General features: G+C 58.2%; 23 protein-coding genes and 2 pseudogenes. 16 read left to right on the forward strand and 9 right to left on the reverse strand.

Annotated features, from left to right (window positions below):
- Positions 1-169: 169 nt before the first annotated feature.
- Positions 170-1,108, forward strand: coding sequence for a threonine ammonia-lyase (locus tag GTU79_RS12695; RefSeq protein ID WP_203521654.1), 939 nt, complete (start codon positions 170-172; stop codon positions 1,106-1,108).
- Here GTU79_RS12695 and GTU79_RS12700 read toward each other — a convergent pair.
- Positions 1,105-2,358 (reverse strand): pyridoxal phosphate-dependent aminotransferase, encoded by a 1,254-nt coding sequence (locus tag GTU79_RS12700; RefSeq protein WP_203521653.1) that lies wholly within the window; start codon positions 2,356-2,358, stop codon positions 1,105-1,107. The two genes, GTU79_RS12695 and GTU79_RS12700, sit on opposite strands and share 4 nt — an antisense overlap.
- Before the next feature lie 214 nt (positions 2,359-2,572).
- Between GTU79_RS12700 and GTU79_RS12705 the strand changes: the two genes are divergently transcribed.
- From GTU79_RS12705 to GTU79_RS12715, 3 genes and pseudogenes are all read left to right on the forward strand, one after another.
- Positions 2,573-3,595, forward strand: a complete 1,023-nt coding sequence (locus GTU79_RS12705) for a LacI family DNA-binding transcriptional regulator (RefSeq protein ID WP_203521652.1) — start codon at positions 2,573-2,575, stop codon at positions 3,593-3,595.
- 56 nt (positions 3,596-3,651) lie between these two features.
- Positions 3,652-4,773 (forward strand): mandelate racemase/muconate lactonizing enzyme family protein, encoded by a 1,122-nt coding sequence (locus GTU79_RS12710; protein ID WP_203521651.1) that lies wholly within the window; start codon positions 3,652-3,654, stop codon positions 4,771-4,773.
- Between the two features lie 55 nt (positions 4,774-4,828).
- Positions 4,829-6,033 (forward strand): annotated as a pseudogene (locus GTU79_RS12715) (MFS transporter).
- Between the two features lie 124 nt (positions 6,034-6,157).
- On the opposite strand, the gene GTU79_RS12720 reads toward GTU79_RS12715, so the two are convergent.
- The gene (locus GTU79_RS12720) at positions 6,158-7,021 is read right to left on the reverse strand and encodes an MBL fold metallo-hydrolase (RefSeq protein WP_203521649.1); all 864 of its coding nucleotides are present in this window, start codon (positions 7,019-7,021) and stop codon (positions 6,158-6,160) included.
- 240 nt (positions 7,022-7,261) lie between these two features.
- Here GTU79_RS12720 and GTU79_RS12725 point away from each other — a divergent pair, with 240 nt between their 5' ends.
- From GTU79_RS12725 to GTU79_RS12735, 3 genes are all read left to right on the forward strand, one after another.
- On the forward strand, positions 7,262-8,071 hold the full coding sequence (locus GTU79_RS12725; protein WP_203521648.1) for a DUF1460 domain-containing protein: 810 nt from the start codon (positions 7,262-7,264) through the stop codon (positions 8,069-8,071).
- A 202-nt stretch (positions 8,072-8,273) separates the two neighbouring features.
- On the forward strand, positions 8,274-8,852 hold the full coding sequence (locus tag GTU79_RS12730; protein ID WP_203521647.1) for a nucleotidyltransferase family protein: 579 nt from the start codon (positions 8,274-8,276) through the stop codon (positions 8,850-8,852).
- Complete coding sequence (locus GTU79_RS12735) at positions 8,852-9,814, forward strand: XdhC family protein (RefSeq protein WP_214514006.1); 963 nt, start codon at positions 8,852-8,854, stop codon at positions 9,812-9,814. The genes GTU79_RS12730 and GTU79_RS12735 overlap by 1 nt, the downstream gene beginning before the upstream one ends.
- Positions 9,815-9,851: 37 nt before the next feature.
- Here GTU79_RS12735 and GTU79_RS12740 read toward each other — a convergent pair whose 3' ends face one another.
- The 4 genes and pseudogenes from GTU79_RS12740 to GTU79_RS12750 form a co-directional block, all read right to left on the reverse strand.
- Positions 9,852-11,456, reverse strand: coding sequence for a xanthine dehydrogenase family protein molybdopterin-binding subunit (locus GTU79_RS12740; RefSeq protein ID WP_253073571.1), 1,605 nt, complete (start codon positions 11,454-11,456; stop codon positions 9,852-9,854).
- Positions 11,457-11,548: 92 nt separating this feature from the next.
- A pseudogene (locus GTU79_RS30295) lies at positions 11,549-12,247 on the reverse strand (xanthine dehydrogenase family protein molybdopterin-binding subunit); the annotation flags it as partial.
- A complete protein-coding gene (locus tag GTU79_RS12745; RefSeq protein WP_203521645.1) occupies positions 12,244-13,251 on the reverse strand; it encodes an FAD binding domain-containing protein in 1,008 nt (335 codons plus the stop codon). The pseudogene GTU79_RS30295 and the gene GTU79_RS12745, both read right to left, overlap by 4 nt.
- The gene (locus tag GTU79_RS12750) at positions 13,248-13,736 is read right to left on the reverse strand and encodes a (2Fe-2S)-binding protein (protein WP_203521644.1); all 489 of its coding nucleotides are present in this window, start codon (positions 13,734-13,736) and stop codon (positions 13,248-13,250) included. The genes GTU79_RS12745 and GTU79_RS12750 overlap by 4 nt, the downstream gene beginning before the upstream one ends.
- A 466-nt stretch (positions 13,737-14,202) precedes the next feature.
- Between GTU79_RS12750 and GTU79_RS31370 the strand changes: the two genes are divergently transcribed.
- From GTU79_RS31370 to GTU79_RS12765, 3 genes are all read left to right on the forward strand, one after another.
- Positions 14,203-14,355 (forward strand): AraC family transcriptional regulator N-terminal domain-containing protein, encoded by a 153-nt coding sequence (locus GTU79_RS31370; RefSeq protein ID WP_420854179.1) that lies wholly within the window; start codon positions 14,203-14,205, stop codon positions 14,353-14,355.
- A gap of 106 nt (positions 14,356-14,461) precedes the next feature.
- The gene (locus GTU79_RS12760; protein WP_214514008.1) at positions 14,462-14,671 is read left to right on the forward strand and encodes an AraC family transcriptional regulator N-terminal domain-containing protein; all 210 of its coding nucleotides are present in this window, start codon (positions 14,462-14,464) and stop codon (positions 14,669-14,671) included.
- Positions 14,672-14,708: 37 nt separating this feature from the next.
- Positions 14,709-15,023, forward strand: coding sequence for a helix-turn-helix transcriptional regulator (locus GTU79_RS12765; RefSeq protein ID WP_214514009.1), 315 nt, complete (start codon positions 14,709-14,711; stop codon positions 15,021-15,023).
- A gap of 45 nt (positions 15,024-15,068) precedes the next feature.
- Here the strand turns inward: GTU79_RS12765 and GTU79_RS12770 are convergent, their stop codons facing one another.
- Positions 15,069-15,731 (reverse strand): DUF3313 domain-containing protein, encoded by a 663-nt coding sequence (locus GTU79_RS12770; protein WP_203521642.1) that lies wholly within the window; start codon positions 15,729-15,731, stop codon positions 15,069-15,071.
- A 207-nt stretch (positions 15,732-15,938) separates the two neighbouring features.
- On the opposite strand from GTU79_RS12770, the gene GTU79_RS12775 reads away from it, so the two are divergent.
- Entirely contained in the window at positions 15,939-16,517 is a 579-nt protein-coding gene (locus tag GTU79_RS12775) for a TetR/AcrR family transcriptional regulator (RefSeq protein ID WP_275956930.1), read from the forward strand.
- Positions 16,518-16,581: 64 nt separating this feature from the next.
- Here the strand turns inward: GTU79_RS12775 and GTU79_RS12780 are convergent, their stop codons facing one another.
- Positions 16,582-17,400, reverse strand: coding sequence for an AraC family transcriptional regulator (locus tag GTU79_RS12780; protein ID WP_203521640.1), 819 nt, complete (start codon positions 17,398-17,400; stop codon positions 16,582-16,584).
- Positions 17,401-17,769: 369 nt separating this feature from the next.
- Here GTU79_RS12780 and GTU79_RS12785 point away from each other — a divergent pair, with 369 nt between their 5' ends.
- From GTU79_RS12785 to GTU79_RS12805, 5 genes are all read left to right on the forward strand, one after another.
- Entirely contained in the window at positions 17,770-19,962 is a 2,193-nt protein-coding gene (locus tag GTU79_RS12785; protein WP_253073572.1) for a TonB-dependent siderophore receptor, read from the forward strand.
- Positions 19,963-20,019: 57 nt separating this feature from the next.
- Complete coding sequence (locus GTU79_RS12790) at positions 20,020-21,159, forward strand: ABC transporter substrate-binding protein (RefSeq protein ID WP_253073573.1); 1,140 nt, start codon at positions 20,020-20,022, stop codon at positions 21,157-21,159.
- Entirely contained in the window at positions 21,065-22,984 is a 1,920-nt protein-coding gene (fhuB, locus tag GTU79_RS12795) for a Fe(3+)-hydroxamate ABC transporter permease FhuB (RefSeq protein ID WP_253073653.1), read from the forward strand. Before GTU79_RS12790 ends, fhuB begins: the two co-directional genes overlap by 95 nt.
- Before the next feature lie 103 nt (positions 22,985-23,087).
- On the forward strand, positions 23,088-24,731 hold the full coding sequence (locus tag GTU79_RS12800; RefSeq protein WP_203521637.1) for a cyclic peptide export ABC transporter: 1,644 nt from the start codon (positions 23,088-23,090) through the stop codon (positions 24,729-24,731).
- Positions 24,732-24,851: 120 nt separating this feature from the next.
- Positions 24,852-25,115: a hypothetical protein gene (locus GTU79_RS12805; protein ID WP_203521636.1), complete on the forward strand. Its 264-nt coding sequence runs from the start codon at positions 24,852-24,854 to the stop codon at positions 25,113-25,115.
- Positions 25,116-25,221: 106 nt separating this feature from the next.
- Here the strand turns inward: GTU79_RS12805 and GTU79_RS12810 are convergent, their stop codons facing one another.
- A complete protein-coding gene (locus tag GTU79_RS12810) occupies positions 25,222-25,917 on the reverse strand; it encodes a 4-carboxy-4-hydroxy-2-oxoadipate aldolase/oxaloacetate decarboxylase (RefSeq protein ID WP_203521635.1) in 696 nt (231 codons plus the stop codon).

Raw genomic sequence — 25,917 nt, forward strand, 5'->3', positions numbered from 1 at the left:
TTCGTTTACCTGAAAAAAAGGTTTTTGGGCGTCTCAGTTATAAAAACAATATCTTCATCCGTCAAGCCCAGCCCAGGTTAAAATAAAATGGCAAAAACCTTGAAATACGTTCAGCATCCGTGTTAATAATTTAACGTAATCGATTACTCAACTTTTCATCGGTGGTTAAATGTTTGCACTTTCTGATATCCAAGCCGCGGCGGAACGCATTGCGCCTTTCATTCGCCGCACGCCGCTGATTAAAGCCGAGGCCCTGTTTGAAAATATCACCGAAGCCGAGCTTTGGCTTAAATTGGAATGCCTGCAGCCAACGGGATCATTCAAAGTGCGCGGCGCCACCAACCGGCTGTTGGTCACGCCGGAATCGCAGTTAACCCATGGAATCGTGACCGCGTCGGGGGGCAATCATGGATTGGCGGTGGCACGGGCGGCGGCGATGGCGAAGGTGCCGGCCAATATCTTCGTTCCCGCCACCACCGGCCGGGAAAAGCTGGACAAACTGGCGGCTTGGGGCGCGATTGTGCATGTCGTGGGCAACCTCTGGGACGAGGCCAATGTCAATGCGCTGGCCTACGCCAAGGAGCATCAGTGCGCCTATTTTCATCCTTTCGCCGATCCGGCGGTGATTGCCGGTCAGGGTACCCTGGGCCTTGAAATTCTGGAACAGCTGCCGGAGCTGGATGTGATTTTGGTGGCGATAGGCGGCGGCGGGTTGATATCCGGCATCTCGGCGGCGTTGAAAAGCCTGAAACCCTCGGTGCGTATTATCGGTATTGAACCGGAGGGTTCGCCCACCCTCTATGCCAGCCTGCAGGCGGGTGATGTCGTCAGCTTACCGGCGGTGACCACAAAAGTGGCCACCATGGCCTGCGGCCGTACCGATGCGCGAGTGTTTGAACAGGTCCGCCAAGCGGTAGATGAGGTAGTGCTGGTCTCCGATGAGGAGATGCTGGCGGCTGCGCGCTGGTTATGGTTTGAGTTCGGCCTGGCGGCGGATCTCAGCGGCGCTGCGGCGGCGGCGGCGCTGCGTTCAGGCAGGGTTCGTCTCGCCGCCGGCGCCAAGGCCTGCGCCCTGGTGTGCGGCGCGGGCAAAGACGCGCTGGTTTAGCCGGTAACGGCCCGGTTGTGGCACCGGCCGCCGGCGGCCAAAAAGGTCCGGAAACGCTCCACTCCCAGCTCGAGCCTATCCAGCGAGCTGGCAAAGCACCAGCGAATACAGCCTTCGCCGGCGGGACCGAAAGCGCTGCCCGGCGCCAGCCCCAAACCGGCCTCGGCCACCAGCGCCTTACACAGCGCGAGGCTGTCCTTGAGACCTTCCACCCGGAAAAACAGGTACATGGCGCCTTCCGGCAGGGGCGTTTCGATCCCCGGCAGTTCCCGCAGTTTACCATACAGAAAATCCCGTGACGCCTGGAAGCGCGCCACTGTATCACGCAGTGCGCTTTCCCCCTGGTTGACCGCCACTACCCCCGCCTTCTGAATAAATCCCGGTGCGCAACTGCTGTTATATTCAATCAATTTCCCCAGTTCATGAATCAGCGCGTCCGGGGCCACTATCCATCCCAGCCGCCAGCCGGTCATCATCCAGCTTTTGGAGAAGCTGTTAATGACCACCAGCCGGTCTTCGGCATCGGCGATGTCCAGAAAAGAGGGCGCGCACCGGTCCGGCAAACCGTTAAACAGAATGCGGCCGTATACCTCGTCGGACACTATCCAAATGCCGTATTTCCGGCAATGCGCAAGCACGATTTTTTGCTGGGAGGCGGGCATCACCCAGCCGCTGGGATTATTCGGCGAGTTGATCACCAGCGCTCGACAGTCCGGCGTCAGAGCCGTCAGCAGGATATCGGTATCAAGGTGCCAGCGGGAAATGCCGTCCGCGTCATGGCATAGCGCCAGCGGCACTTCTTCCACCCGCGCGCCGAGAATTTTCGGGATCTCCACCAGGTTCGGCCATACCGGCGTCACCACCACTACCCGATCACCGGGATTATACAGCGACTGTGCCGCCAGCATCAGCGCTGAAACGCCGGAAGAGGTGACGGCTATTCGGCTGTCGGCCACCGGCCGGTGCCAGGAGGAAAGGTAGCGCGACAGCGCTTCCCGCAGCGCCGGCTCACCCAGATTCGGGGTATAGAAGGTATCTCCCGCCGCCAGGGACGCCTGTGCGGCGGCGCAGATAAAGTCCGGCGTCGGGCGGTCCGGCTCGCCGAACCAGAACGGCAGAATATCGCTTCTGCCGATACCGGCATTGGCCACCTCGCGAATGGAGGAGAAGCGCAAATCCCGTACGCTGTCCCTGGCCTGCGGAGCGCTGCGGGCATCACGGGACGGCAGAATGTCTTTTTGCCTGGACATAAATTTGCCTTGTACATGGGAAAACAGCGGAGAGTGATCGGTGTCACGGGTTAAAGCAGATTATCAATGATTAGCTTAAAAATCACTATGACAGTAAGCTTCAGCGCCCCTTTTGAACTCGATGACCTGTACATCAATTATGAGCAGTAGATCACAGATTTACCGTTGGGAGGCAAGATAGCATTAGGGTAATCGATTACCAAAACTCATCATCATGAAAAAACCTACGGCAATACGCGACGTGGCCCTGGCGGCGGGGGTCTCTACCGCCACCATATCCCGTTATATGAACGGCAAATTCCATAAGATGGGCGCCGATACCCGGCTGAGAATTGAAAAGACCATTAAATCAATGGGCTATATGCCGAACGATGTGGCGCGCAGCCTGAGAAGCACCAAAAGCAATACTATCGCGGTCATCCTGTCGGATATCCTCAATCCGTATTCCATTGCGATTTTGCAGGGTATTGAAGAAACCTGCGCCGAGTTTGGCTATACCATTTTTGTTTGTAATTCCAATGAGTCGTCCGCGAAAGAAAAGGAATTTATAGAAATGATGATGGCGAAACGGGTTGATGGATTCGTCATCAATACCAGCGGCGGCAATGATGAACTGATTGCCGGTCTCGCGCACGAAATGCCGGTTGTTCTGGTGGGACGAAAGATAAGCACAGGAATGATAAATTCCGTTGCGGTGAATAATGTCCAAGGGGTTTCCCTGGCCGTCGGGCATTTATTGGCGCGGGGCTGTTCCGCCCTGGCGCTGCTGAGCCCGCGGATTGACCATGTCAGCCCCAGAATTGAACGCGTGGAGGCCTTTCGCGCCCTGGCATCGCAGGAAGAGATGCAGGGTATAGCCAGCGGGATTCATATTATCGATAAGATCGCCGTTGAACCCGTTACGGAGTTGCTTGGCAACCTTATTCGCCAAAACCGGTCCCCGGCAAGAATGGGCCTTATTGCCGCCAACGGCATGCTGTCCCTGGCGGTACTGAAGGCCGCAAAATCCCTGGATTATGAAATTCCGCGGGATTTTCTCTTTATAGGTTTCGATGATACCGAATGGGCTTCGGTGGCTAATCCCAGCCTGACGGTCATCGCGCAGCCGACCTATGAAATCGGCGCCACCGCGGCGAAGCGGCTGCTGGCCGGTTTAGGGCAAGACGCGGAGCATTCCCAAGGGGAATCCCTCGAGCTTCCCGTTAAATTGATAATGCGAAATTCGACGTTGATTTAATCCCTTTTTTTTCTATGTTTTGGTAATCGATTACCCGCAATGCAGGAGAAATCTATATGCGTATCAAAGAGATTAAAACGCACGTTATCGTGCAGAAATTGGAAACCCAGTTCGGCATGTCTCAATGGCTATGGGATACGCGCGGCAGTTGCCTGGTGGAAATCATCACCGACGACGGTGTGATCGGCTGGGGGGAGTGTTTCGGTCCGGCGAAGGCCAATGCCGCATTGATCCATGAGCTGTATGCGCCGCTGGTAATCGGCCAGGATCCGTTGCTGCGGGCCTCTATTTGGGAAGATTTATATAATCACACCCGGGAATTCGGCCGCAAAGGCATTGCGATTTCCGCCATATCCGGCATCGATATCGCCTTATGGGATATCTTCGGCAAGGTGATGGGGCAGCCTATCGCGAGATTGCTGGGGGGGAATACCGCGGTCCCCATCAAGGCCTACGCATCTTCTTTTTATTATGCCGCCGGCGATCGCGACACGTTGGAAAAAGACGCCGAGGCCTCTGTGGCCCAGGGCTTTGAGGCGTTCAAAATGAAGGTAGGGGGCATGACCCTACAACAGGATGCGGCGAGAGTCGCCAAAGTGCGCAGCCTTATCGGCCCAGGCGCTGGTCTGGCGGTGGACGCCAACCGTGCCTACACCGTCCGTGAGGCCATCCGATTCGGCAAAATGATTGAAGAATACGATATTTCATGGTTTGAAGAGCCGGTGCTGCCGGACGATTTCCAGGGCTATCGGGAAGTCAGGACCGCGCTGGACATGCGCATCGCCGGCGGCGAGTCGGAATTTGCCCGCTTTGGCTTCCGGCCCTTTTTGCAGCAGGGCTGCGTGGATATTGTCCAACCGGATGTCGCTGCCTGCGGCGGTCTGGGGGAGGCGCTGAATATCGCCATGATGGCGACGGCCTTTGGCGTCGACTGTTTTCCCCATCTCTGGGGGTCGGCGATTTCTCTGGCGGCGACGCTGCACCTGATTTCCGCCATCCCGGTGGCGGTACCTTCCCTGGTGAGGGAACGTCCGCTGCTTGAGCTCGATCGGGCGCCGAATATCATTCGTGAACAATTATCCGATTTGGTGATTGGCCCGTTGTTCCCGGTGCCGGATAAACCCGGGCTGGGAATTGATATCGATACGGATCTCATACGGCATTTAGAAATGAAATAAGGCTGATGCCGCTTACCCTACTGCGGTACAAACCCTACAAAGAATGGAATATGACATGAGTAATTCAAAATGGTACCGTATCGGCGTGACGCTGATGATAGGTTTATTTATCGCCTATCTTGATCGATCGAATCTCTCCATCGGACTGCCGGGCATGGAGCGGGATCTGGGCTTTTCCGGTGCGGGCACCAAAAGCCTGGCATTGACCGGCTTTCTTATCGGTTACGCCCTATCCAACTTTTTCGGCGGGTTTCTTACCTATAAGCTCAATCCCAAAACAACGATTATCAGCATGGTATTAATCTGGTCGCTGGCCCAGGTATTTACCGCCTGGGTCACCACGCCGACCCTGCTGATTATCTATCGGATTATTTTGGGCATAGCTGAAGGTATTTATTGGCCACAGCAGTTTCGTTTTGCCCGAGCCTGGTTTACCAAAGATGAAATTACCCGAGGCACCAATCTCATTCAATTCTATGGCCAATTTCTGGCACTGGCCATCGGCTTTCTGGTCCTCACGCCCATTTACGATCTCTTGGGCTGGCAATGGCTATTTTATATCACCGGCGGCCTGGGTATTTTATCGTGGTGCCTTTATTTTGATTTTTCTTAAAACGTCTCCGGACGGCGCCGGCAATACCGCCACGGAGGAAGTGCGGCCCGCGGAAAAGCTCACCTTTGCGTCTTTAGGCGGTTATCCTTTCCTGTTGCTGGTATTTAGCTATTTTGCCAACGGCATGCTTTTTGGGTATTACGCTGTTTATCCCCATGCTGGTGACGTCGCTGGGGTTCACCGGATTATGGCAGGGATTCGCCAGTTCTTTGCCTTATATGCTGGCGATTATATTGGCTATCCCGATGTCCTATATCAGCGATCGCAGCCAGAAGCGGGGCCTCATAGCGGCATCGGGCCTGGTGGTGGCCGGGGTGTTGCTGGGGCTGCTGCCGATCATCGCTAATCCGGTGATGAAAATGGCGTTAATCACCTTGGCCATCGGCTATTTTACCAGCAGCTATACCACCAACATCTGGTCTATCATCACCTCCAGCGTCAAGCCGGCGGCGGTGGGACCGGCGGCCGGCGTGGTGAACGGTATCGGCGCGGGCGGCGGCGGCACGGTAGCAGGTTTCGTCGTGGCCTATCTGTTTAAAGGCACCGGCTCATATCTGCCGGGATTCAGCATCATCGGCGCCATGGCGATATTGGGCGGGGTGGCGGTCTATGCTTACAGCCGAATCATCGCACGCCAAAGCCGCTGACAAACGGCAATAAGCCCGGTTACCTCCGGGCCGCATTTAGACACGCAGTGCCGGTCATGATTGGCCGGCCGAAAGGCCAGCCGTCATGGCGTAATATATCGGATTGACGGCGTTAAAACCCGATTCACCTAGCAGCTTTCATATAAATAACCCGTTCTCCGGGCATGGTGAGATGGAATTTACTGCCGGGATAGCGTTGCAGCATATAATCGACAAAATGAGCGGGATTATCCGTATTATTGGGAAACATATCGTAATGTATCGGCAATAAATAGTCGCTGCCGACACTGTTATATAAATCCGCCGCCTCTCGAAAAGTCATATTGGGTACGATGCCTCGTTTGAGCCTTGAATAATCACCGCCGTTTATCGGCAAGGCCATCACGTCTGGTTTAAGCTGAATCAGCTCTTTTTCCAGCTCAGCGGTCACCAAGGTATCGCCGCTGTGATAAAACGAGAGACCGTCGGTTTCGATAAAATAGCCGATGAAACGATGGTGGCCTTGAGCGTTTTTTTCATATTCGCTGTGGGCGGAGGCAAGAGGCGTTATGGAGAAATCGCCGATATGCAGCGTTTCATGGGTGACCGCCGGGGAAATAGCCTGCCGTAAAGAGGCGTATTTTGCAGCCACATCCCCCGCGTCGACGGAAGGGATATAAATCGGTAGGCCAGGCCGATTATTTGCCGCCCGGCATAAGGTTTCCATGTCCATGTGATCGTCATGGAAATGCGTGACCAATAGGGCGTCCGCCTCCTGGATATCTTCCGGCTCAAGCACCGGGGGGAACTGTCGAATGAATTCCGTGCCGGGATGGTTTTTTTCAATGGCGCTGCTGAGATAGGGATCAATGACTATCACATCGCCATGATGATTTTTAATGACCATGCCTGACTGGCCAAGGCTCCACAAGGCAAGGGTATTTTCGGGGAGATGAGTCCGTTCTATTTCTTGTTTGATTATTAAGCGGTCTCTTATGTTAAATGCCATGATAACCTCTGTCTTATTGGCTATGGGCCGCCATTGCCATTTCCGCGCCGTTTTCCTGGCGCACGTATAAACCAGCGGATGATTTATGGCGGCGCCTCAATTTAACATTGTAGTACAATGAAAATCACACTTTAGACAAATTATCTCCCCTGATGCTTTCTCATAAACTGCAACACACTTATCTGCCGCGCCGCTGCCTGACAAGCGTATGCTATGCCCCCATCGGAGGATAGCGGCAACATGAGCAAGAAAATCTTTTTACCGCTGGCGGTAGCGCTGGCGCTGGCGCTGGCGGGATGCGCGGGGCATCAGCGGGAAGCGGACAACGGGGTCAATGCCGACAGCACTACCCGGTATCGGATTGAACGGCTTATGGCCGGTCAAGGGACAAACGCCGCCGCAATGGATGAAGGGGAGGCGATCAAGGCCATTTCCGCCGAGTTCCTGGGCACGCCCTACACCGCCGGCACCCTTGTCGGGTCGGATACCGTGCCGGAGCGGCTGGTCATCAATTTTAACGGCGTAGATTGTTTTACCTATCTCGATTATGTCTATGCCCTCAGCAAATCCGCCGACGCGGCGCAGTTTAGCGAGCATCTGCGGCAGACCCGCTATGTCGACGGCGACGTCAGCTACGGGCACCGGAAACAGTTTTTCACCGATTGGGCCCATTTGACGCCCCTGAACGCCACGGATGTGACCCGCGAGGTCAGTCCCAATGCGGTTACCGTCACCAAACATCTCAATCAAGCCGCCGGCGGGGGCAAATATTTCCCGTCCCTTGACGTGACGACGCGGGATATTGCCTATATACCGGCCAGGGCGGTAAATGCCGCCGTCATCCGTCGCCTGAAAAACGGGGATTTTATCGGCATCTATACGCCTAAAGCCGGCATGGACGTCACCCATACCGGAATTTTTGTCATGACCGATGGCGGTCCTATGCTGCGCAACGCTTCTTCGCGCGCGGCCAACAGAAAAGTGGTGGATTCGCCTTTCCTGGCCTACGTCAAAAGAACGCCGGGTATTGTGGTGCTCAGGGGAATTTAGGCTAAGAGACCGTGCCCGGCGCGGTACCCTGGGGCCGGGCATTCATCAGCCTGAGGTTGATAAAATCAGGCAAACATCCCGCAATAAGATGCATTCCATAATCCGCGGCTTCCTCCTATACCTTAATAACTTGCCCTGCCAATAGCGGAATAGAGGGTTTCGCGGGGTATCAGCGGCATGGGTGCGCTTGGGAGGCAATAACGTGACGTCGCCGGGAATCCTCATTGCCGCCGCGGGCTTGGGAAGCCGATATCTCGCCGCCGGCGGGCAGGGCCTTAAACTCGATCAGCCGGTAAGCGACGGCATTTCCGTCTTTCAGCAGACGCTGAAAAATGCCTGTGATTCAGGGTTGCCGGTGCATGTCGTGACCCGCTCTTCCTCTGCGTCCATCCAGGCCCATTGCCGCTTTTCAGGCGTCCCCTATATCTGCCGGGATACCCGCTGCCTCGGCGAGACCATCGCGGAAGGCGTCAGGCATAACGCCGGCTGGGACGGCTGGCTCATCCAGTTGGCCGATATGCCCTTCGTGCCGGTGGGAATATACCGGCTGGTGGCGGATGCGCTGGAACAGCATGTTTCCGCCCGGCCTTTTTACCAGCGGCTGCCGGGGCATCCGGTGGGGTTTGCCCGACAGGCGAAAGCGGACCTGCTGCGGTTGCGTTATGCCGAAGGCGCTTCATCTGTGCTCATGCGCTATCCGCCTTATAAAATCCCCGTGATGGACCGGGGAGTGATTCAAGACATCGATTTGCCGTTGCCACCTATCCGGAATAATGACTGATGCAGAATCTGGACCAACAGGTTATCGCCCAATCCCTGGACTGGGTGGCCGGGGAGCCGGTCTGGCTGTGCACCGTACTCTCCACCTATGGTTCATCGCCGCGGGCGCCGGGGGCGATGATGGTGATCAATGCCGCCGGATTGTACTGCGGTTCGCTGTCCGGCGGCTGTGTGGAAGAGGATTTTATCAGCCGTATCCGGGCCGGGGAATTCAGGCAAGGCAGCCAAATCGTGCGCTACGGCGACGGTGGCCTACCCCCCCATCGGGCGCTGCCCTGCGGCGGCAAACTGGATATTCTTATCGAGATGCTGCCGGCCGGGCCGGGGAGCGCCGGTTATCTCTCCCGCCTGGGACAGGCGCTCTCAGGCTATCTCTCCCTGCGCAAAGAAGTCATTTTGCCCCATGCCTGCCGTTATCTGGAGGCGTGCGCCTACAGCGGCGCCACCCTGGCCGGCTATGAGGGGAATCGGGTCAGTTTGACCGTTGCCGCCGCTCCCCGGCTGATTATTGCCGGTTTATCCACGGTAGCCCTGTACTGCGCCGAATTTTCCATTGCCCTGGGTTTCGAGACCATCGTCTGTGACAACCGGCCCGACGCCCTGCAAAATTTTGCCCCGCAGCTGCATAAGGACGTTATCGTCAAAGGGACGTTCCCGGCCCGGTATCTTGAACAAGCGGGGTGTCACGGCAATACCGCCGTCGTGGCGCTGACCCACGATCCCCGCGTTGACGATTTAACCATGATGGAGGCGGTGAATACCGACTCTTTTTACCTGGGGGTGATGGGTTCCGTGCGCAACAGCCGGCAGCGTTTGCAGCGCCTGGAAACTATCGGCGGACTCAGCACCGCTCAATTGGCGCGTATCCATGCGCCGGTGGGCATGGATCTTGGCAGCAAAACGCCGGCTGAAATCGCGCTGGCGGTCATGGCGGATATCGTACGCCACAAAAACCGGCATTAACGGGGGCAATCTTGGCCCCGGTGGCATCGGCCTGCCGTTAAATCAGTTTATCCATGGTGATGGGCAAATCCCGGACCCGTTTGCCGGTGGCATGATAGACGGCATTGCCGATGGCCGCCGCCACGCCGACGATACCCAATTCGCCCACCGCCTTGCCCCCCAGCGCCGTGGCCCGGTAATCGGGCTCTCCTACATCAATGGTAATGATGTCCGGCACGTCGGCGTTAATCGCCACCAGGTAATCCGCCAGGTTGTTATTGATGACCCGGCCATGGCGCGGATCGATAACGCCTTCCTCAAGCAGGGCCTGCCCCAATCCCATTACCATGCCGCCAATCCACTGGCTGCGCGCCAGCTTCGGGTTGTAGAGCCGGCCGCTGTCCATCGCCGCCACCATGCGTTTGACCCGGACGGTGCCGAAATCCTCATCCACCCGCACCTCCACAAACTGCGCGCTCCAGCTGTGGGCGGAGACGCCGGGGACGACGGAATGCGTCGATTGTCCCAGCGAGCTGACGATAGCCTCGCGCTCTTGCGCCGACGTTCCCTCTTTAAAGGTATCCGCCATCACCTCCATGCTGTCCATATGGGCCGACCGCAGTAATTCCCCCAGGGCAATCCCCCGTCCTGGGCGCATGGCCGGACGGACCTCGCCGTCCGCCACCGTCAGGTGGTTTTTGTCCATTTGATGCAGCGGCGAGGCCGGCTGCTCCACCGCCAGGGTAATTAACCGTTCACGCATCATATTGGCGGCTTTGCTTACCGCGCCCATCAGATTGCCCGCCAGCTGTGAGCCGCCCGCCACTCCCGCCAGGGGTAGCTGCGTATCCCCAAGCTGTACGATGATGGTCTCGGACGGCATCTGCAGCACCTCCGCCGCCGCCTGGGCCAGTATGGTATAGGTGCCGGTACCGATATCCGCGCCGGCGCTTTGCACAATCAGCTGCCCGTCCTGGCGCAGGATAAGCTTCGCCTCCGCCGGTATACGGTTCACCGGATAGGTGCCAGACGCCATCCCCCAGCCGATAAGCTCATGTCCGTCACGCATGGATCGCGGGGCAGGGGTGCGTTTTTCCCAGCCGAAGGCTTTTGCTCCCGCCAGCCAGGCGTCGCGCAGATGATGGGTGCTCCAGGGAAGATTCGACTTGAAGTCGTGATCGGGCCAGTTGCGCAACCGCAGTTCCAGCGGATCGATACTCAGGGCATAGGCCATTTCGTCCATCGCCGTCTCCAGGCCGAAGGCGCTGGGATTCTCCCCCGGCGCGCGCATCCAGCCTGGCGTCACGGTATTCAGTGGCACGACCCGGTGGCGGGAATGGACATTGGGTATGGCGTACATCAGCGCGGTGACCCTGTTGCAGGCCTCGATGTGCACATCGTGCAGCGAGGTTTCATTGAAGCTGTCGTGGATGACAGACAGGATTTTACCGTCCCGGGTCGCGCCCATTTCCAGGGTTTGCGACGTGGCCGGCCGTCCGCCCAGACCGGTAAATACCTGCGGCCGGGTGAGGGAGACCTTGATGGGTCGCTTAAGCTCGCGGGCCGCCGCGCAGGCGAGGGCAACGTGGGTATAGGGCACCGGTTTGGAGCCGAAACCGCCCCCCACATAGGGCGAAATGATATGGACATCAGCCTTGTCCATACCCATCCACTGGGCGATTTCGGTTTTGCCCCGGCCACCCACTGGCTGGGTTCCCACACGGTGAGGCGCTCTCCCTGCCACTGTACCACGCAGGCATGGGGTTCCATGGGCATATTGTATTCACGGGGAGTGGTATAGGTGCCGCGGATGCGTACCGCCGCGCTGTCCATGGCCTGCCGGGCATTGCCCACATCGATATTCAGCGGGTCGAGATTCTTCGGTGCGGCGCGGGCATCGTCGGCAAACACAATGGCCGGGGTCTCCTCATAGTCGATCTCCACCAGCGACGCCGCATAGGTGGCCTGCTCAAAGGTCTGCGCCACCACGATGCCGATATTTTGTCCGTTGTGGATGATGATATCATCCTGAATGGGCGTGTAGGTGGATTGGGCCGCGCCGCCTTTGGCAATGGGCGTCGGCTTGTTGATTTTCAATCCGCTTTGGTGGGTGTAAACCGCCAGCACACCCGTGGACCGCCGCGCATTATCCGCATTCATGCGGGTAATGCGCCCGCTGGCGATAGTGGACTGAATCACCACCCCGTACACGACGTCCTCGGGCTGGTGCTCAACGGCATAGGTGGCCTCGCCGCATATCTTAAGCCGGCCGTCGCCCCGGGAACGGGCAACGCCAACGCCTTGGTACTTTTGTTCGGCGGCGCTGTCGGTTGCCGAAGCCTGCTCCGCCCCCTGTGCGCTGCCAAGCCGCAGGCCTATGCCGCCGGCGGCGGATATTACCGCGGTGGCCTTCAGCAGATGACGGCGCATGGGGTTTGTGGGCTGTTGGCTCATGACTTTTCTCCCGTGCTGGGCTGGCCTGCGGTTAACAGGGCGCGGGTAATGACGCGCGGGGCCAGGACGATTTTAAAACGGTTATGTTCCAGCGGCCGGGCATCGGCGGTAATCAGCGCCGCCGCCCGTCTTATTTCATCTTCATTAAAGGGTTTGCCCCGTAATGCCGCCTCCACGGCGTGCGCGCGCCAGGGTTTGGTGGCGACGCCTCCCATGGCGATATGGATATCGCGAATCACCGTTCCGTCCAGATCCAGACCCACCGCCGCGCTGGCGGCGGCAAATTCGTAGGAGGTGCGATCGCGCACTTTCAGATAATGGGAGCGCCGCAGCGCCGGCACGATGGGCACTTCAACGGCGATAATCATCTCGTCGGCGGCGATATCGTGCTCTTTATCCGGCGTATTGCCCGGCAGCAGATAAAAACTGTCGATGGGAATGCGCCGTTCCTGCCCCGCGGCATTGCGCAAAATCACCCGTGCGTCAAACGCCGTCAGCGCCACGGCAAGATCGCCGGGGTAGAGAGCGACACAGCTCTCGCTCACCCCCAGGACAGCATAATTGCGGTTGATGCCGTGCAGCGCCGAACAGCCGGATCCGGGGCGGCGTTTATTACAGGCGCTGAAGGCGCCGGGGTCACGGAAATAGACGCAGCGGGTGCGTTGGCGCAAATTGCCGCCGATGGTAGCCATGTTGCGTATCTGCGGCGAGGCCGCCTGCCACAGGCTCTCATAAATCACCGGCGCCTGGCTGCGGCAGCGGGCATCGGCCGCCACCTCGCTCATATGCGCCAGTGCGCCGATGCGCAGGGTATCGGCGCTGAAGGTAATGTCATTCAGTCCGGAAAGATGTTTGATATCAATGAGATTTTCCGGGGCTTCCACACCGCACTTCATCAGATCGAGCTGCGTGGTGCCGCCGGCGATGAATCGGCTGTTGACGCCGCCCGCCTGTGCGATGGCATCATCAATATTCAGCGCCCGATGATAATTGAATTCATTCATACCGACTCCCGCTTGATGTCCTCTGCCGCCTCTTTAACGGCATCGACGATATGGGGATATGCCCCGCAGCGGCAAATATTGCCGCTCATGTATTCGCGGATTTCCCCATCGGAACCGGTGTGGCCCTCTTTGATGCAGGCAATGGCCGACATGATTTGTCCGGGGGTGCAGTATCCGCACTGGAAGGCATCGTGTTTCAAAAAGCTGGCCTGAACCGGATGCAGCGTGCCGTCGCTCTTGGCCACGCCTTCGATGGTGGTGACCCGCCGGTTATGCGCCTGCGCCGCCAGGGTAAGGCAGCTTAATACCCGCTCCCCGTCAAGATGCACCGTACAGGCTCCGCATTGCCCTTGATCGCAGCCTTTCTTGGTGCCCGTCAGCGCCAGATGCTCTCTCAGTACGTCAAGCAGCGTCACGCGGGGATCCAGCGTGACGTCAAAATCTCTATTATTTACATTGAGATGCAACGGGATGTTTTTAGCCATGATGGTCTTCCAGTCAGGATAAACTTGAATGATTGCCGCAATGCTTAAAACGAAGGGAAACAACGGATGGTGACAAGTAACGCCGTGCTGAGATCCTAAGTGTATATGCAGAATTCACCGGCCGGGTTGCCTGTTCTTGCAATTGTCTTGCCTGATTTTTGTTTTTTTGCTTCCCCGGCGCGGCAGGCCTCGCCCCACGCCGGGCCCACAGCCTGTCCGTGCCGCGGGTGTGAAATGCGCTTCGTATCAACTATAATGACTTATCAAAAGGGAAAAATATATTAAGGAAATATGAATGAAAATAATGATGTGTTAGCTCGGTATACCCGGATGACGGGTATATTCATTTAATCTGAAAGTGAGTGCAGACATGTCGGAATTAATGAGCGTCATTGATAAACGAAATAAAAAAATGATAGGCATTATTAATCGGCTGATTTCCGGGGACGGCGTATTCACCACCCGAATGCCTGAAATTAATTTTATACGCTCCTCAAAGCATATTCCGCGCAGCGCGGTAATGTATGAGCCATCCATTGTTATCATTCTGCAGGGAAAAAAGATCGGCACCATGGGTGAACGGCTTTTTATTTATGACAAAATGAATATCTTACCCTAACCATTCCAATGCCGTTTGAATGCGAGACGATAGGCTCGCCGGATGAGCCGCTGATTGGCATCCATATCAAGGTGACCCCACGCTCATTACGGAAATATTATTACAGATGGATAATCCTTCCTTAAGCGGCGAGGATATCGAATTCATTTCAACCCAATCCCTAACCATGCATCAGTCAGGCATACTGGTAAGATTGGTGGAAAGCCTTGAACATAATGAACCGGCCAGAATACTGTCGCAAAATATCCTGCGGGAGTTTCTGTATAACATTCTAATGGAAAAAGCGGCGATAATCTCAAATTTTGGCCCTGAATAAAGGAAGGCATGGCCAGATAGCCAAGGTATTAAGCCAGATGCACGCCCATTACGCGAATAATTTCGATATGGCCGACCTGGCTAAAGAGAGCGGAATGAGCGTGTCGGCTTTTCATTCCCATTTCAAGGCCATTACCCATTCCACGCCGCTGCAATATCTTAAGGAGATCCGCCTGCATAAAGCGCGCCTGATGATGCTGCATGATAATATGACCGCCTCCCGGGCCGCCAGCATCGTCGGTTACAGCAGCAATTCCCAGTTCAGCCGGGAATTCAAACGGCTGTTTGGCGATGCGCCCACCATCGATTCCGCCAAAACGAAAAGAATCTGGCTCAAGGAGAAAAGCGGATGAATGCAGGCTGACCGGAACAGGGCGGCACCGGGTTAACATCCGGTTTTATTTGAGCATGTCCGCAAGTTCATCCGCGCCTTTGTCAATGCCCACCTTCGCGGCGCTCAGTGAACCGACGCTGGCGCCGACGTTGAGGGCATTGGGATACTGTTTGGCGACATAGGCGTTAAGCAGGCGGCGGGTTGAAGCATCCGAAATTTCCACGGCGTAGTTCACGGAGCCGTTCATCAACCCCTCCTTGCCGCGGATGGACTGAACGATGTTATAGGGGCCGCCGGCCAAATCGAACTTGGTAAAGGTACCGATCACCGGCGTGGTGGTCTTGGCGCCGGTCAGCGTCAGTTTTACCCGCAGGGTATCCAAAGAGGGGATGGTGACTTCCCTGAAACGGGCCCGCAGTTTTTCACTGAACTGATTTTGCATGTAGTGGACCAGCGCTTGCCGGTCTGACTGGTCCATATCGCCAAACTGGTTGTCCGGACCCTGATAGAGGGCAACGGGTTCAATAATGATGCTGGTGTATTTTTTCCAGTCCACCGGCTCCGCGTAACGGTAGGGAATGCGATCCGATGCCTCATCGGTGTTGGGTCTTAACCGGGAAGATGAGTCAAGATTTTGATAGCGGGCGGGGGGCGTTGATGAACACGCCGCCAAGGCGATGAACAGAATAAGAAGCGCGGGTCGAGATTTCCTGAAGGTTGTTTGCATTTGAACGGCCCTATTATGAAAGAAGACAATGATGGATATTTTTTATTAATGAACCAAACTGTACGGTTTAGTTTTGCATTGATATGGATTTGTTTGACAAGAAAGTGTGCGCTTGAGTTTATTAGTGTCGCAAGAGAAACCAAGAGGGTTCAACCACGGGCCCGCCGCGAGTCCATTGTTGAGGCTGCCGCCCGGCTCTTTCAGGAAATGGGCTATGAACGCGCGTCGATGAATGAATTGTCCAAACGCCTGGGCGGCTCCAAAGCCACCCTGTACAGCTATTTTTCGTCCAAAGAGGAGCTGTTCACTGCCGTTATCCATGCCTACGCCACTCAGCACCTGACCGAGGCGGCGGAAGAGTTGACGGCTTACGACGATAAGACGGAAACGCTGGAAGACAAATTGATGCGTTTCGGAAAGCGGATGTTGAAGGTATTGGTAAACGACAACAGTGCGTTATCCGTTTATCGCATGGTAGTGGGAGAGGCTGGGCATTCCGATATCGGGACGCTGTTTTATGAGTCCGGTCCCAGGGCAAGCATTGAAAAATTATCGGCATTGCTGGCCGGCGCCATGGATCGTGAGGAGCTGCGGGTGGGCGATCCCTACATCCGGGCATTGCAGTTTCTGGCGCTGTTGACCGCCGAGACCGAAGTCCGCATCTATCAGCGTCAGTCCCAGCCGGTCAGCCTTGCCAGAATCCATGAGATGACCCGCTGCGCGGTGAATCTATTTCTGTATGGCGCAGCACCGCCGGCGCGCCCGGCGTCGGCAAACCTGAAATAACCCAGAGCGATAATCAGCCGCTGGCGTGTTAAGGAGAATAACCGGCATCATGGCGATGCCGCGATTATTCCTCAAAGGTGTTGAAATACCTTTGCGGCGTTTCCCCCAGGGTTCGCCTGAACATGGCGATAAAGGCGCTGCCGTTGAAATAGCCCAGCCGCTGGGCTATCTCCTCGATGGTGCGGCCCTGCGCCATCAGACTGATGGACTCCATGATTTTGAGCTGTTGCCGCCATTGGGAAAACGTCAGGCCGGTATCATGGCGAAATAGCCGGGACAGCGTGCGCGGCGTAGCGCCGACCCCGGCGCTTAGCTGGTCCAGCGTATCCTCGTTACCCAGGTCCGCCGTTAATATCCGGGTAACGGCGCACAAACGGCGCTCGCGGGGAAAGGGGAGGAAACCCGCCGTGGCCGGCGCGGCGGCGCTGAGTTCATGAAACAGCAGCGGCAGCATCAGCCGGTGGCGCTGATAATTGATTTCCCCCGGTTCGTCGGGGGGCGTCAGCGCCTCAATGAGATAGTGCACCATCTTCGAGATGAGAATGACGCAATAATCGTCCACCTGCTTGTGGCCGGGATTTTCCGGTAAATAGAGATTGTGGGTTACGGCATCGCCCAGCGCATGGATCTGGTGCGGCAATTCCGAGGGGATCCACAGCCCCCGATAGGGAGGCAGCGTCCATATGCCGGTGGCGGTGTGAATTTTGATCGAGCCCCGGCTGGCGTAAGTGAGCTGGGCCGTTTTATGGGAATGCCATACTTCGGATTGCAAATGCGCGTAGCGATAGGATATAAACGAAACGCACTCCCCGGCGGAGGCCGCGGGGACGGACAGGCGAACAGCGGGTAACCCCGCCTCTGCAAGGCTCGCGTTGTTCTTCATGATCGGGGATATTTATCCTTAACGGTATTTTGCTGCTGATTCATCACATCCTCTCCGGTACCGGCCGGCGGCGGGGTTGTTTCACACCGCCGCCCCGGCGCCGGAAAGCCCCTTCAAGAGCGCTCCTGGAATAATCCGCTGAATAATGCCTGAAATTTTTGTCCGGCGGCGCAGGTTTTAGGACAACTTTCGTCCTGAAAAAAGGGTGGCGCCGGAACACACCTTACAACGGACAACCTTCACCTTTCAATAAGAAGAAAAATCATTATCATTCGCCTTCAAGTCTAGGCTGTGACAACGGGCCGCAGAGTCTGTACGCCGGTGAGCATTCTTTTCTTAAACAGGCAGGAATCAGGCAGGGTTGAAGGCATGAGTAAGTTAACATCAAGGCAATCCGGGGTGTTCCGGCCCCGGCGGCAATGGACGGTAGGATTTAAATTAAGCGCACTGGCCCTGGTGCTGGCCGGCGCACCGGCATTCGGCGCCGACCAGACCGGCGGCGACGGCAATACAACCAGCGTGATGGTCGTGACCGGTAAACCTGACGGTACGTCAATACCGGTGGCGAAATCGGCGACAGGCGCCACCAAGACCGATACTCCCCTCCTTGAAATCCCGCAATCCGTCTCGGTGGTGAACAAGGAACAGATGACGGCGCAAAACGCCCAGACCGTCGCCCAGGCGCTGCGTTATACCGCGGGGGTGCGATCCGAAATCCGCGGGGATTCCACCGCCGGCGCGCCTTACCTGTTTAGCCGGGGCTTTTATCTGGAACAATTCCTCGATGGTTCGAGAATGCCCAGCGACACCAGTTTCGGCTATGCCATTGCCAATTTTGATCCCTACGGGCTGGAACGTATCGAAATCCTGCACGGACCGGCTTCCGTTCTTTACGGACAGGTGAATCCCGGCGGCGTGGCGAATCTGGTGAGCAAGCGTCCCACCGCAACGCCGGTACATGAGGTTTTTACCACCATCGGCAGCCACAATCGCTACCAGGCCGGTTTTGATCTGGGGGGAAAACTCACCGATGACGGCAGGCTGCTTTATCGGCTCACCGGCACGGGACTGGACAGCGATACCCAGGTGAAGGATCCCCGTCAAAAACGGCTGTATATCGCCCCCGCCGTGACCTGGCGGCCCAATGACGATACGTCTCTGACGATACTGGCCAAATACCAGCGCGATCCCGACGTCGGCTATTATAATTTCGTCCCGGCGGCGGGCAGTCTGTTCAACGCCGCCGACGGCAAGATATCACCCCATACCAATATGGGCGCGCCGGGCTTCGATAATCACTCCAGAACGCAATATTCGGTAGGCTACGAATTTGAACACCGCCTGAATAATGTTTTCACCCTGCGGCAGAATACCCACTACAGCTATGTCAAAGATGATTTGGATAACGTATTCAGCAACGGCTTTGCGGCGGGATCCGACGATACGGTGAATCGCTATGCGTTTTTCAATGATGAGCATGCCAAGGTTTTCACCATCGACAATCAGGTATTGGCGGATTTCGATACCGGTCCGGTATCCCATACCCTGCTTACCGGCGTGGATTTCCAGCGCATTTTATACCGGGAAACCGTAGGGTTGGGGGCCGCGCCGACGCTGAATGTCTTCTCGCCGGATTATGGCGATATCGCCGCCCCGGCCACGTCATCGGACGATTTTATCCGGCAAAAACAGCTCGGGGCCTATAGCCAGGATCGGATGAGCTTCGGCAACTGGCGCTACCTGTTGGGCGGGCGTGAAGATTGGGCGGACGCCGACGATGTCAATCCCGTCGCCGCCTCCTCCACCCCGCAGTCTTCCCGTGCCTTCACCTGGCGCACCGGACTGGTTTACCTGTTTGACAACGGTATTGCGCCTTATGCCAGTTTCGCCAAGTCCTTTACTCCTCAGGTGGGCGAGCTTTATGGCGGCGGTATGGCGAAACCCACCACCGCCAATCAGTATGAAGTGGGGGTCAAATACCAGCCGGCGGGCTCCGAGAGTTTTACCACGGCTTCGCTTTTTGATCTTACCGAGGAAAATGTCCTGACCGCTGACGCCGAACATACGGGTTTTTCCACCCAGGCCGGCAAGGTGAGATCCAAAGGACTGGAGCTGGAGGAACATGCCCGACTCACCGACAACCTGCAGCTGATAGCGTCTTACACCTATCTTCATGCCGTGACGGTCGACTCCAACGATTCTGCCACCACCCTCGACGGCGATAGCACGCCGCTGGCCGGGAAACGAATATGGGGCATGCCGCGCAATACGGTATCCACCTGGCTGGATTACAGCTTCCATAACGGTATTCTGCAGGGCTTCGGCACCAGCGCCGGGGTACGCTACCTCAGCGCGAGCTATGACACCTCGAACACCATCCGCGTGCCCTCGGTGACCCTGTTCGACGCAGGCGTGCACTATGACACGGGACAACACTGGCTGTTATCGCTGAACGCCATGAATCTGTTCGACCGCCATTACGTCGCTTCCTGCTATAGCGCCAATACCTGTACCTACGGCGACGGCGCGGAAGTGCTGGCCACGGCCCGCTACCGGTGGTAAGGGCGATGCTCCCCCGCGGCGGCGCGCGCCGCCTGCAGCCGTCGGCGGGCTGAGACCATGCTGCGGCGCGGATTCATCAAGACGCTGGCCCTGTGGCTGCTGACGCTGCCGGCCATTCCACGGCGGGCCTGGGGCGGGGTGCAGGCGGCGGGCGACGTCACGTCGCCGGCGCCTCGGTTGGCGGTATTGGACTGGGGCCTGGCGGAAACGGTGCTGGCGCTGGGCATAACGCCGGTGGGCGTGGCTGAGATCGATGGCTACCGCGATAACGTGGTAATCCCCGCCATACCCGCAGGAGTAGCGGATGTGGGGCTGCGCCTCGCGCCCTCCCTCGAGTGGCTGCAACAGCTCGCGCCGGACTTCATCTTGATCAATTCAAGCCAGGAGGCGCAGCGGGCCATGCTGGAGCGCATCTGCCTGGTGCGCGCCTTTGCGGTTTATACCGACCAGGGCGCGCCATTGTCCCATGCGCAGCGGATTACCCTTGAACTGGGACGATTATGCCGGCGGGAAGCGGCGGCCGGCGAACTGATTGCCCAGACCCGCCAAACCCTTGCCCGCGCCGGCGCCGAGCTGGATTCGTCTCGACGGCGCCTGGCGTCGGAGCCCATTTACCTGATTCGATTTTTCGATGCTCTGCATATCGGCATTTACGGCGAGCGCAGCCTTTTTCAGGACGTCATGGATGCGCTGGGCGTCAAGAACGCCTGGCGCGGCCCGACGGACTATTGGGGCATCGGCGTCGCCGGACTGGAGGCCTTGGCGGCGCGGCAGGAAGCGGCCATTGTCTATTTCACCCCGTTGCCGGCGCCGGTGGCGGCGGGTTTGCAAGGCAACCGGCTTTGGCAGGCGCTGCCGGCGGTAAAACAGCGGCGGGGTTATGGGGTGGCGCCGGTTTTGGGGTTTGGCATGCTGCCTTCCGCCGACCGTTTCGCCCGGGGGCTGGGGGCGGCGCTAAAAGCGCAGGGAATGATAACAGCCCGGGTGCCGTGGGAGAAACCGCGAAATGAGCGGCGTTTTCCGTGCCGGTACCCTCCGGATATCCAGGCCGTGGCCGCTGTTGCTGATGGTTTTGGCCTTCGCCGCCGGCGCGGTTCTCAGCCTGGAAAACCTGTCGTTGATTCTACCTGTTTCGCGCTGGTGGCAGACCTTTCTTTCAACGCCGGGGCAGGATATCAGACATATCATGGTTTTTGACGGCTGGCTGCCGCGGCTGGCTATCAGCGTCTTGTGCGGCGCGGTGCTGGGATTGGCGGGCACGCTTTTCCAGCAGGTGCTGAAAAACCCGCTGGCGGAACCCATGACCCTTGGGGTGAGCGCAGGGGCGCAGCTGGCGCTCACCCTGTTTACCCTGTGGGCGCCGGCGGTCATGCTCTATCATCCGCAATGGGCGGCCCTGGGCGGCGCCCTGGCGGCGGCTTTTATCGTTCTGGCGCTATCCCGGCCACGGCAGTATGAACCCTCGGCGGTATCGGTGGCGGGACTGGTGGTCACCCTGTTTTGCGGCTCCGTCATCATGGCCCTGCAACTGCTGTATACGCCCTACCTACACAGCCTGTTTATCTGGGGCGGCGGATCGCTGCTGCAGCAGGATTGGCGCAATGTCGCCGTGCTGGGCCTGCAGTTTCTGGCCGGAATGTGCTTCGCCTTTCTGCTGTTGCGGCCGCTGACGGTATTGGCGCTGGGGGACGGCCACTCCGGCAGCCTGGGACTGGGATCGGGAACCATAAGGATCGCCGGCTTTACCCTGGCGGTGGCGCTCAGCGCCGGCGTGGTGAGCGCGGTGGGCGTTATCGGCTTCGTCGGGCTGTCCGCGCCGGCCCTTGCCCGGCTGGCGGGCGCGCGGCGGCTCAGGCAGCGCCTGATTGCCGCGCCGCTGTGCGGCGCGCTGGTGCTCTGGCTGACCGACCAGACGGTGCAGCGGTTTTCAGCCATGACGGGAGATATTCCCACCGGCGCCGCCACCGCCTTGTTCGGCGCCCCTCTTATGCTGCTGTTGCTGGCGCGTTTGCAGCCGGCGGCGTCCGGCGTGGAACCCCCTTATGTCGGCGCCTCTCTTCAGCGGCCTGGGGATCCGGGTATTTATCGCCGCTTTGCGGCGCTGGTGTTATTGCTGGCGCTGGCGATGGCGCTCTCCCTTGATTTTGGCCGCACGCCGGGCGGATGGCATTTCACCGCCTTGCACGCGCTGCCGCAGGTGTCCCTCTGGCGCGTACCGCGCGCGGTGGCCGCCATGGCCTCAGGCACGATGCTGGCCGTGGCGGGGGTCTTAATCCAGCGGCTGACGGGCAACGCGCTGGCCAGTCCGGAATTGCTGGGGGTCAGCGCGGGAGCGGCCCTCGGACTGGTGGCCCTGTTGCTGTATCAAGGGGACGCATTGCCTATCCTGCGCCTGTCGGTCTCCACCCTCGGCGCCCTGGCGGCGCTGCTGGCCATTCTCTCTTTCGCGCGACGGACGCGGTTCTCACCCCAGCGCATCCTGCTGGCGGGCATTGCCGTCAGCGCGTTGCTGCAGGCCGTTGTCGCGGTGGTGGTGGCGGGGGGGGGAGATCGCGCCGCCGCGCTTATCGCCTGGCTTGCCGGTTCCACCTATTCCATCGGCCCCGCCGAGGCGCGGAATGCGCTGCTGCTCTGCCTGCTGCTGTGCCTGGCGACGCCGTGCTGCCATCGCTGGCTGACCATTTTACCCCTTGGCGAAATGACATCCACCGCGCTGGGCGTAGCGACGCCCAAGGCCAGATTGGCGGTGTTGGGATTGATTGCCCTGCTGACGGCGGCGGCGACGCTGGTTGTCGGCCCCGTGTCGTTTATCGGCCTCACCGCGCCGCATTTTGCCCGGCTGATGGGAGCGCGGCGGCCGACACACCAACTGCTGCTGGCGCCGCCGCTGGGGGCTCTGATGCTGGTGGCGGCCGACTGGCTGGGACGCACCCTGCTGGTGCCCAGGGAACTGCCGGCGGGCCTGGTGGCGACGCTGCTGGGCGCGCCCTATTTGATGTGGCTATTGATGCGGCGGCGCTGACGGGGAACGGGCTCACCCGGCTGCAGCTTGGCATGCGGGGCGTCATTAAGAGATTGCCTTGGCTGAAATCGTCACATTACCGAGAATCTACCAGGAGCTGAAAATGAAGGAAGCCGATACCGGCGCTCCGCCATCAAATATGATGGCGGAGGTATTACGATTGCTTAAACCCTTCTGGCCGGTGGTGGCCACGGCGACCCTGCTGGGCATTGTGGGCGGGCTGACCGCCACCGGCCTGTTGGGACGCATTAACCAGACGCTGCAGCGGGGCGAACTGACGCCGGGCTTCTGGCTGGACTTCGCCGGACTGCTGTCCGTCAGCGTGGCGGGCACCTCCGTCGCCGGCGTCCTGAACAGCCTGGTTGGCCAGAAAATCATTGCCTCGCTGCGCAAGGACATTTCGTCGCGCATCCTGCGCGCGCCGCTGGATGCCATCGAGCGTTACCGCTCCCACCGGCTGTTGGCCACGCTGAATAATGACATCGATACCGTCAGCGCCTTCACCTTTAATTTCTCGACCTATGCCATTGCGCTGGCGATGGCGCTGGGAGGACTGGTCTATCTGTTATGGCTGTCCCGGACGCTGTTTGTTTTCTCCGTGGCCTTTCTTGCCGCCGGGATGCTGTTGACCGCGTTTTCGCGCCACGGATGGATGAAGGATTATGAAGGGGTGCGGGATGCCCAGGATGATTTGCAAAAGCAGTACCGCGCCATCATCGAAGGCGCAAAAGAGCTACGCATCAACCAGGACCGCCGGGCGCGGGTATTCGGCATCAAGCTTGGCGGCGCCGTGGACACCATCGCCCGGCTGAAAAGCCATGCCATGGGCCGGTACTGGCTGATGAGCGGCGCCAGTACCGCCTTGCTGTTTATCTTTATCGGCATCATGCTGACCGCGCGCCGGCAATTGGGAATTGATTCCGCCGATGTCAGCGCCGCGGTCATCGTCCTGTTGTTTATAAAAGGCCCGATGGAGCAGTTGGCCGGCGCTCTGCCGGTCATGGGGCAGGCCTTCGTCTCGATGAAAAAACTGGCGGCGCTGTCCGCGGCATTCAGTAATCCCGAGCCGGATATCTCCCTGGCGCCGCAGGCGGTGGGGGAGCCTGTGTTATCGATGAACAGCCTTGCTCTCGAACAGGTGGGTTATACCTTCTTGCCGGACGGCGGGACGGGTTTCTCCCTCGGACCGGTGAGCCTGGATATCCGCGCCGGCGAGATTCTGTTTATCGTCGGTAAAAACGGCTCCGGCAAGACCACCCTCATTAAGCTTCTGCTGGGGCTGTACGCCCCGGACCGGGGTCGGATCCTGTATAACGGACAGCCGGTAACCGCGGCCGGCCGGGATGCGTATCGCCGGCTGTTTACCACCGTGTTCGCCGATTATTATCTTTTTGACGAAATCCTGGTGGACCCCGTTCGGGCACGGGAGAGCCAGCGTTATCTGGAACGATTGGATCTTGCCCGCAAGGTCCGGATTCAAAACGGGCGTTTTTCCACCACGGATCTCTCCACCGGCCAGCGCAAGCGGCTGGCCCTGCTGCAGGCCTATCTCGAGGATCGCCCGGTTATCGTGTTCGATGAATGGGCGGCGGACCAGGATCCGGTGTTTCGGCAGGTGTTTTACACTGAACTGCTGCCCGATCTCAAACGGAGGGGAAAAACGCTTATCGTCATTTCTCATGACGATCGGTATTTCTCTGCCGCTGACCGGATTATTTATATGGCAGACGGCAGAATAGCAAAATAACCCCCGCGCAATCAGCCTTAAAAATACGTACTGCAAAAGCATATCCGGGAACTGGATATCAATACCAGGCTGCCAAAAATTGTCTCGTTGATGAAATTGGAGCCACCCGGTAAAGGACAGGTGAAATCGCTGCTGCGTTATCTGGCCCAAGAGGGGAATGCCCTTGACGATAACGTCTTTTTCAGTATTCTGACAAAAAATACGCCATGTTACAGGGAGGAACTGATGACTATTGCAGATCAATTGGAACAGAAGGGACGCAGAGAGCGGGACAAAGAAATCGCCCGTAACTTGCTGGCTATGGGTGTGGATCGCGCTACGGTGGAACGTGCCACCGGCTTAAGTCATACCGAACTCTGCCTACTTACAAATCTCGAAGCATAAAAATGAGTCAACTGTGGCGCTGCCCTTGGCTGACATGAATATCTTTTAAGCCGACTGACCCGGGGGTAGCGGGCTTAGCCGGCTTTGATGCGCGCGGGTAATTGTCTTAATCGACGTATTTAAGCCCGGCCTGTTGCAGCATTTCCCGCATCTGATACATATCCAGGCCTAGCTCCCCTTTGGCGAAGCGCTCCCGCTTTCCCTGTTCGTTATCTTCGCGTTTTTGCGCCGCATCGGCGGTCTGGGCGGCGATTTCCCTCGGCACCACCACCACGCCGTCGTCGTCGGCCACTACCACATCGCCGGGGTTCACCAGCGCGCCGGCGCAGATAACCGGCACGTTAACCGATCCCAGGGTCGCCCTGGCGGTGCCCTTGGCGCTGATGGCGCGGGAAAATACCGGAAAGCCCATTTCACGCAATGCGGCCACATCGCGGACACCGGCTTCGCTCACCAGTCCGCCGGCGCCATGGGCGCGGTAAGAGGTGGCCAGCAGCTCGCCGAACATGCCGTCTCCATTCTCCACCGTACAGGCCACCACCACGATATCCCCTTGCCGGATCTGTTCCGCCGCCACGTGCAGCATCAGATTATCGCCGGGCTGGGCCAGCACCGTTACCGCGTTGCCGCATAAGCGGGCACCGGCATAAGCGGGGCGGATATGGGATCGCATCAGCCCGGTCCGCCCCATGGCCTCGTGCAGGGTGGCCACGCCAAAATGACTTAGCCGTTCAACTACCGCAGGATCCGTACGTTCAATAGTGCGTTTAACGATGCCCAAGGCATTCACACGGGTTTGCAT

It is taken from the genome of Sodalis ligni (assembly GCF_016865525.2).
Classification (GTDB): domain Bacteria; phylum Pseudomonadota; class Gammaproteobacteria; order Enterobacterales; family Enterobacteriaceae; genus Acerihabitans; species Acerihabitans ligni.

Bases quoted from the DNA above. Each gene is read 5' to 3' on its own strand.
- GTU79_RS12695 (WP_203521654.1), top strand. From the start codon at position 170: ATGTTTGCACTTTCTGATATCCAAGCCGCGGCGGAACGCATTGCGCCT.
- GTU79_RS12770 (WP_203521642.1), bottom strand. From the start codon at position 15,731: ATGCAAACAACCTTCAGGAAATCTCGACCCGCGCTTCTTATTCTGTTC.
- GTU79_RS12765 (WP_214514009.1), top strand. From the start codon at position 14,709: ATGCACGCCCATTACGCGAATAATTTCGATATGGCCGACCTGGCTAAA.
- GTU79_RS12700 (WP_203521653.1), bottom strand. From the start codon at position 2,358: ATGTCCAGGCAAAAAGACATTCTGCCGTCCCGTGATGCCCGCAGCGCT.
- GTU79_RS12780 (WP_203521640.1), bottom strand. From the start codon at position 17,400: ATGAAGAACAACGCGAGCCTTGCAGAGGCGGGGTTACCCGCTGTTCGC.
- GTU79_RS12775 (WP_275956930.1), top strand. From the start codon at position 15,939: ATGGGCTATGAACGCGCGTCGATGAATGAATTGTCCAAACGCCTGGGC.
- GTU79_RS12725 (WP_203521648.1), top strand. From the start codon at position 7,262: ATGAGCAAGAAAATCTTTTTACCGCTGGCGGTAGCGCTGGCGCTGGCG.
- GTU79_RS12705 (WP_203521652.1), top strand. From the start codon at position 2,573: ATGAAAAAACCTACGGCAATACGCGACGTGGCCCTGGCGGCGGGGGTC.
- GTU79_RS12745 (WP_203521645.1), bottom strand. From the start codon at position 13,251: ATGAATGAATTCAATTATCATCGGGCGCTGAATATTGATGATGCCATC.
- GTU79_RS12750 (WP_203521644.1), bottom strand. From the start codon at position 13,736: ATGGCTAAAAACATCCCGTTGCATCTCAATGTAAATAATAGAGATTTT.
- GTU79_RS12800 (WP_203521637.1), top strand. From the start codon at position 23,088: ATGAAGGAAGCCGATACCGGCGCTCCGCCATCAAATATGATGGCGGAG.
- GTU79_RS12740 (WP_253073571.1), bottom strand. From the start codon at position 11,456: ATGGACAAGGCTGATGTCCATATCATTTCGCCCTATGTGGGGGGCGGT.
- GTU79_RS12710 (WP_203521651.1), top strand. From the start codon at position 3,652: ATGCGTATCAAAGAGATTAAAACGCACGTTATCGTGCAGAAATTGGAA.
- GTU79_RS12720 (WP_203521649.1), bottom strand. From the start codon at position 7,021: ATGGCATTTAACATAAGAGACCGCTTAATAATCAAACAAGAAATAGAA.
- GTU79_RS12735 (WP_214514006.1), top strand. From the start codon at position 8,852: ATGCAGAATCTGGACCAACAGGTTATCGCCCAATCCCTGGACTGGGTG.
- GTU79_RS12790 (WP_253073573.1), top strand. From the start codon at position 20,020: ATGCTGCGGCGCGGATTCATCAAGACGCTGGCCCTGTGGCTGCTGACG.
- GTU79_RS12760 (WP_214514008.1), top strand. From the start codon at position 14,462: ATGGATAATCCTTCCTTAAGCGGCGAGGATATCGAATTCATTTCAACC.
- GTU79_RS12810 (WP_203521635.1), bottom strand. From the start codon at position 25,917: ATGCAAACCCGTGTGAATGCCTTGGGCATCGTTAAACGCACTATTGAA.
- GTU79_RS12785 (WP_253073572.1), top strand. From the start codon at position 17,770: ATGAGTAAGTTAACATCAAGGCAATCCGGGGTGTTCCGGCCCCGGCGG.
- GTU79_RS31370 (WP_420854179.1), top strand. From the start codon at position 14,203: ATGCCTGAAATTAATTTTATACGCTCCTCAAAGCATATTCCGCGCAGC.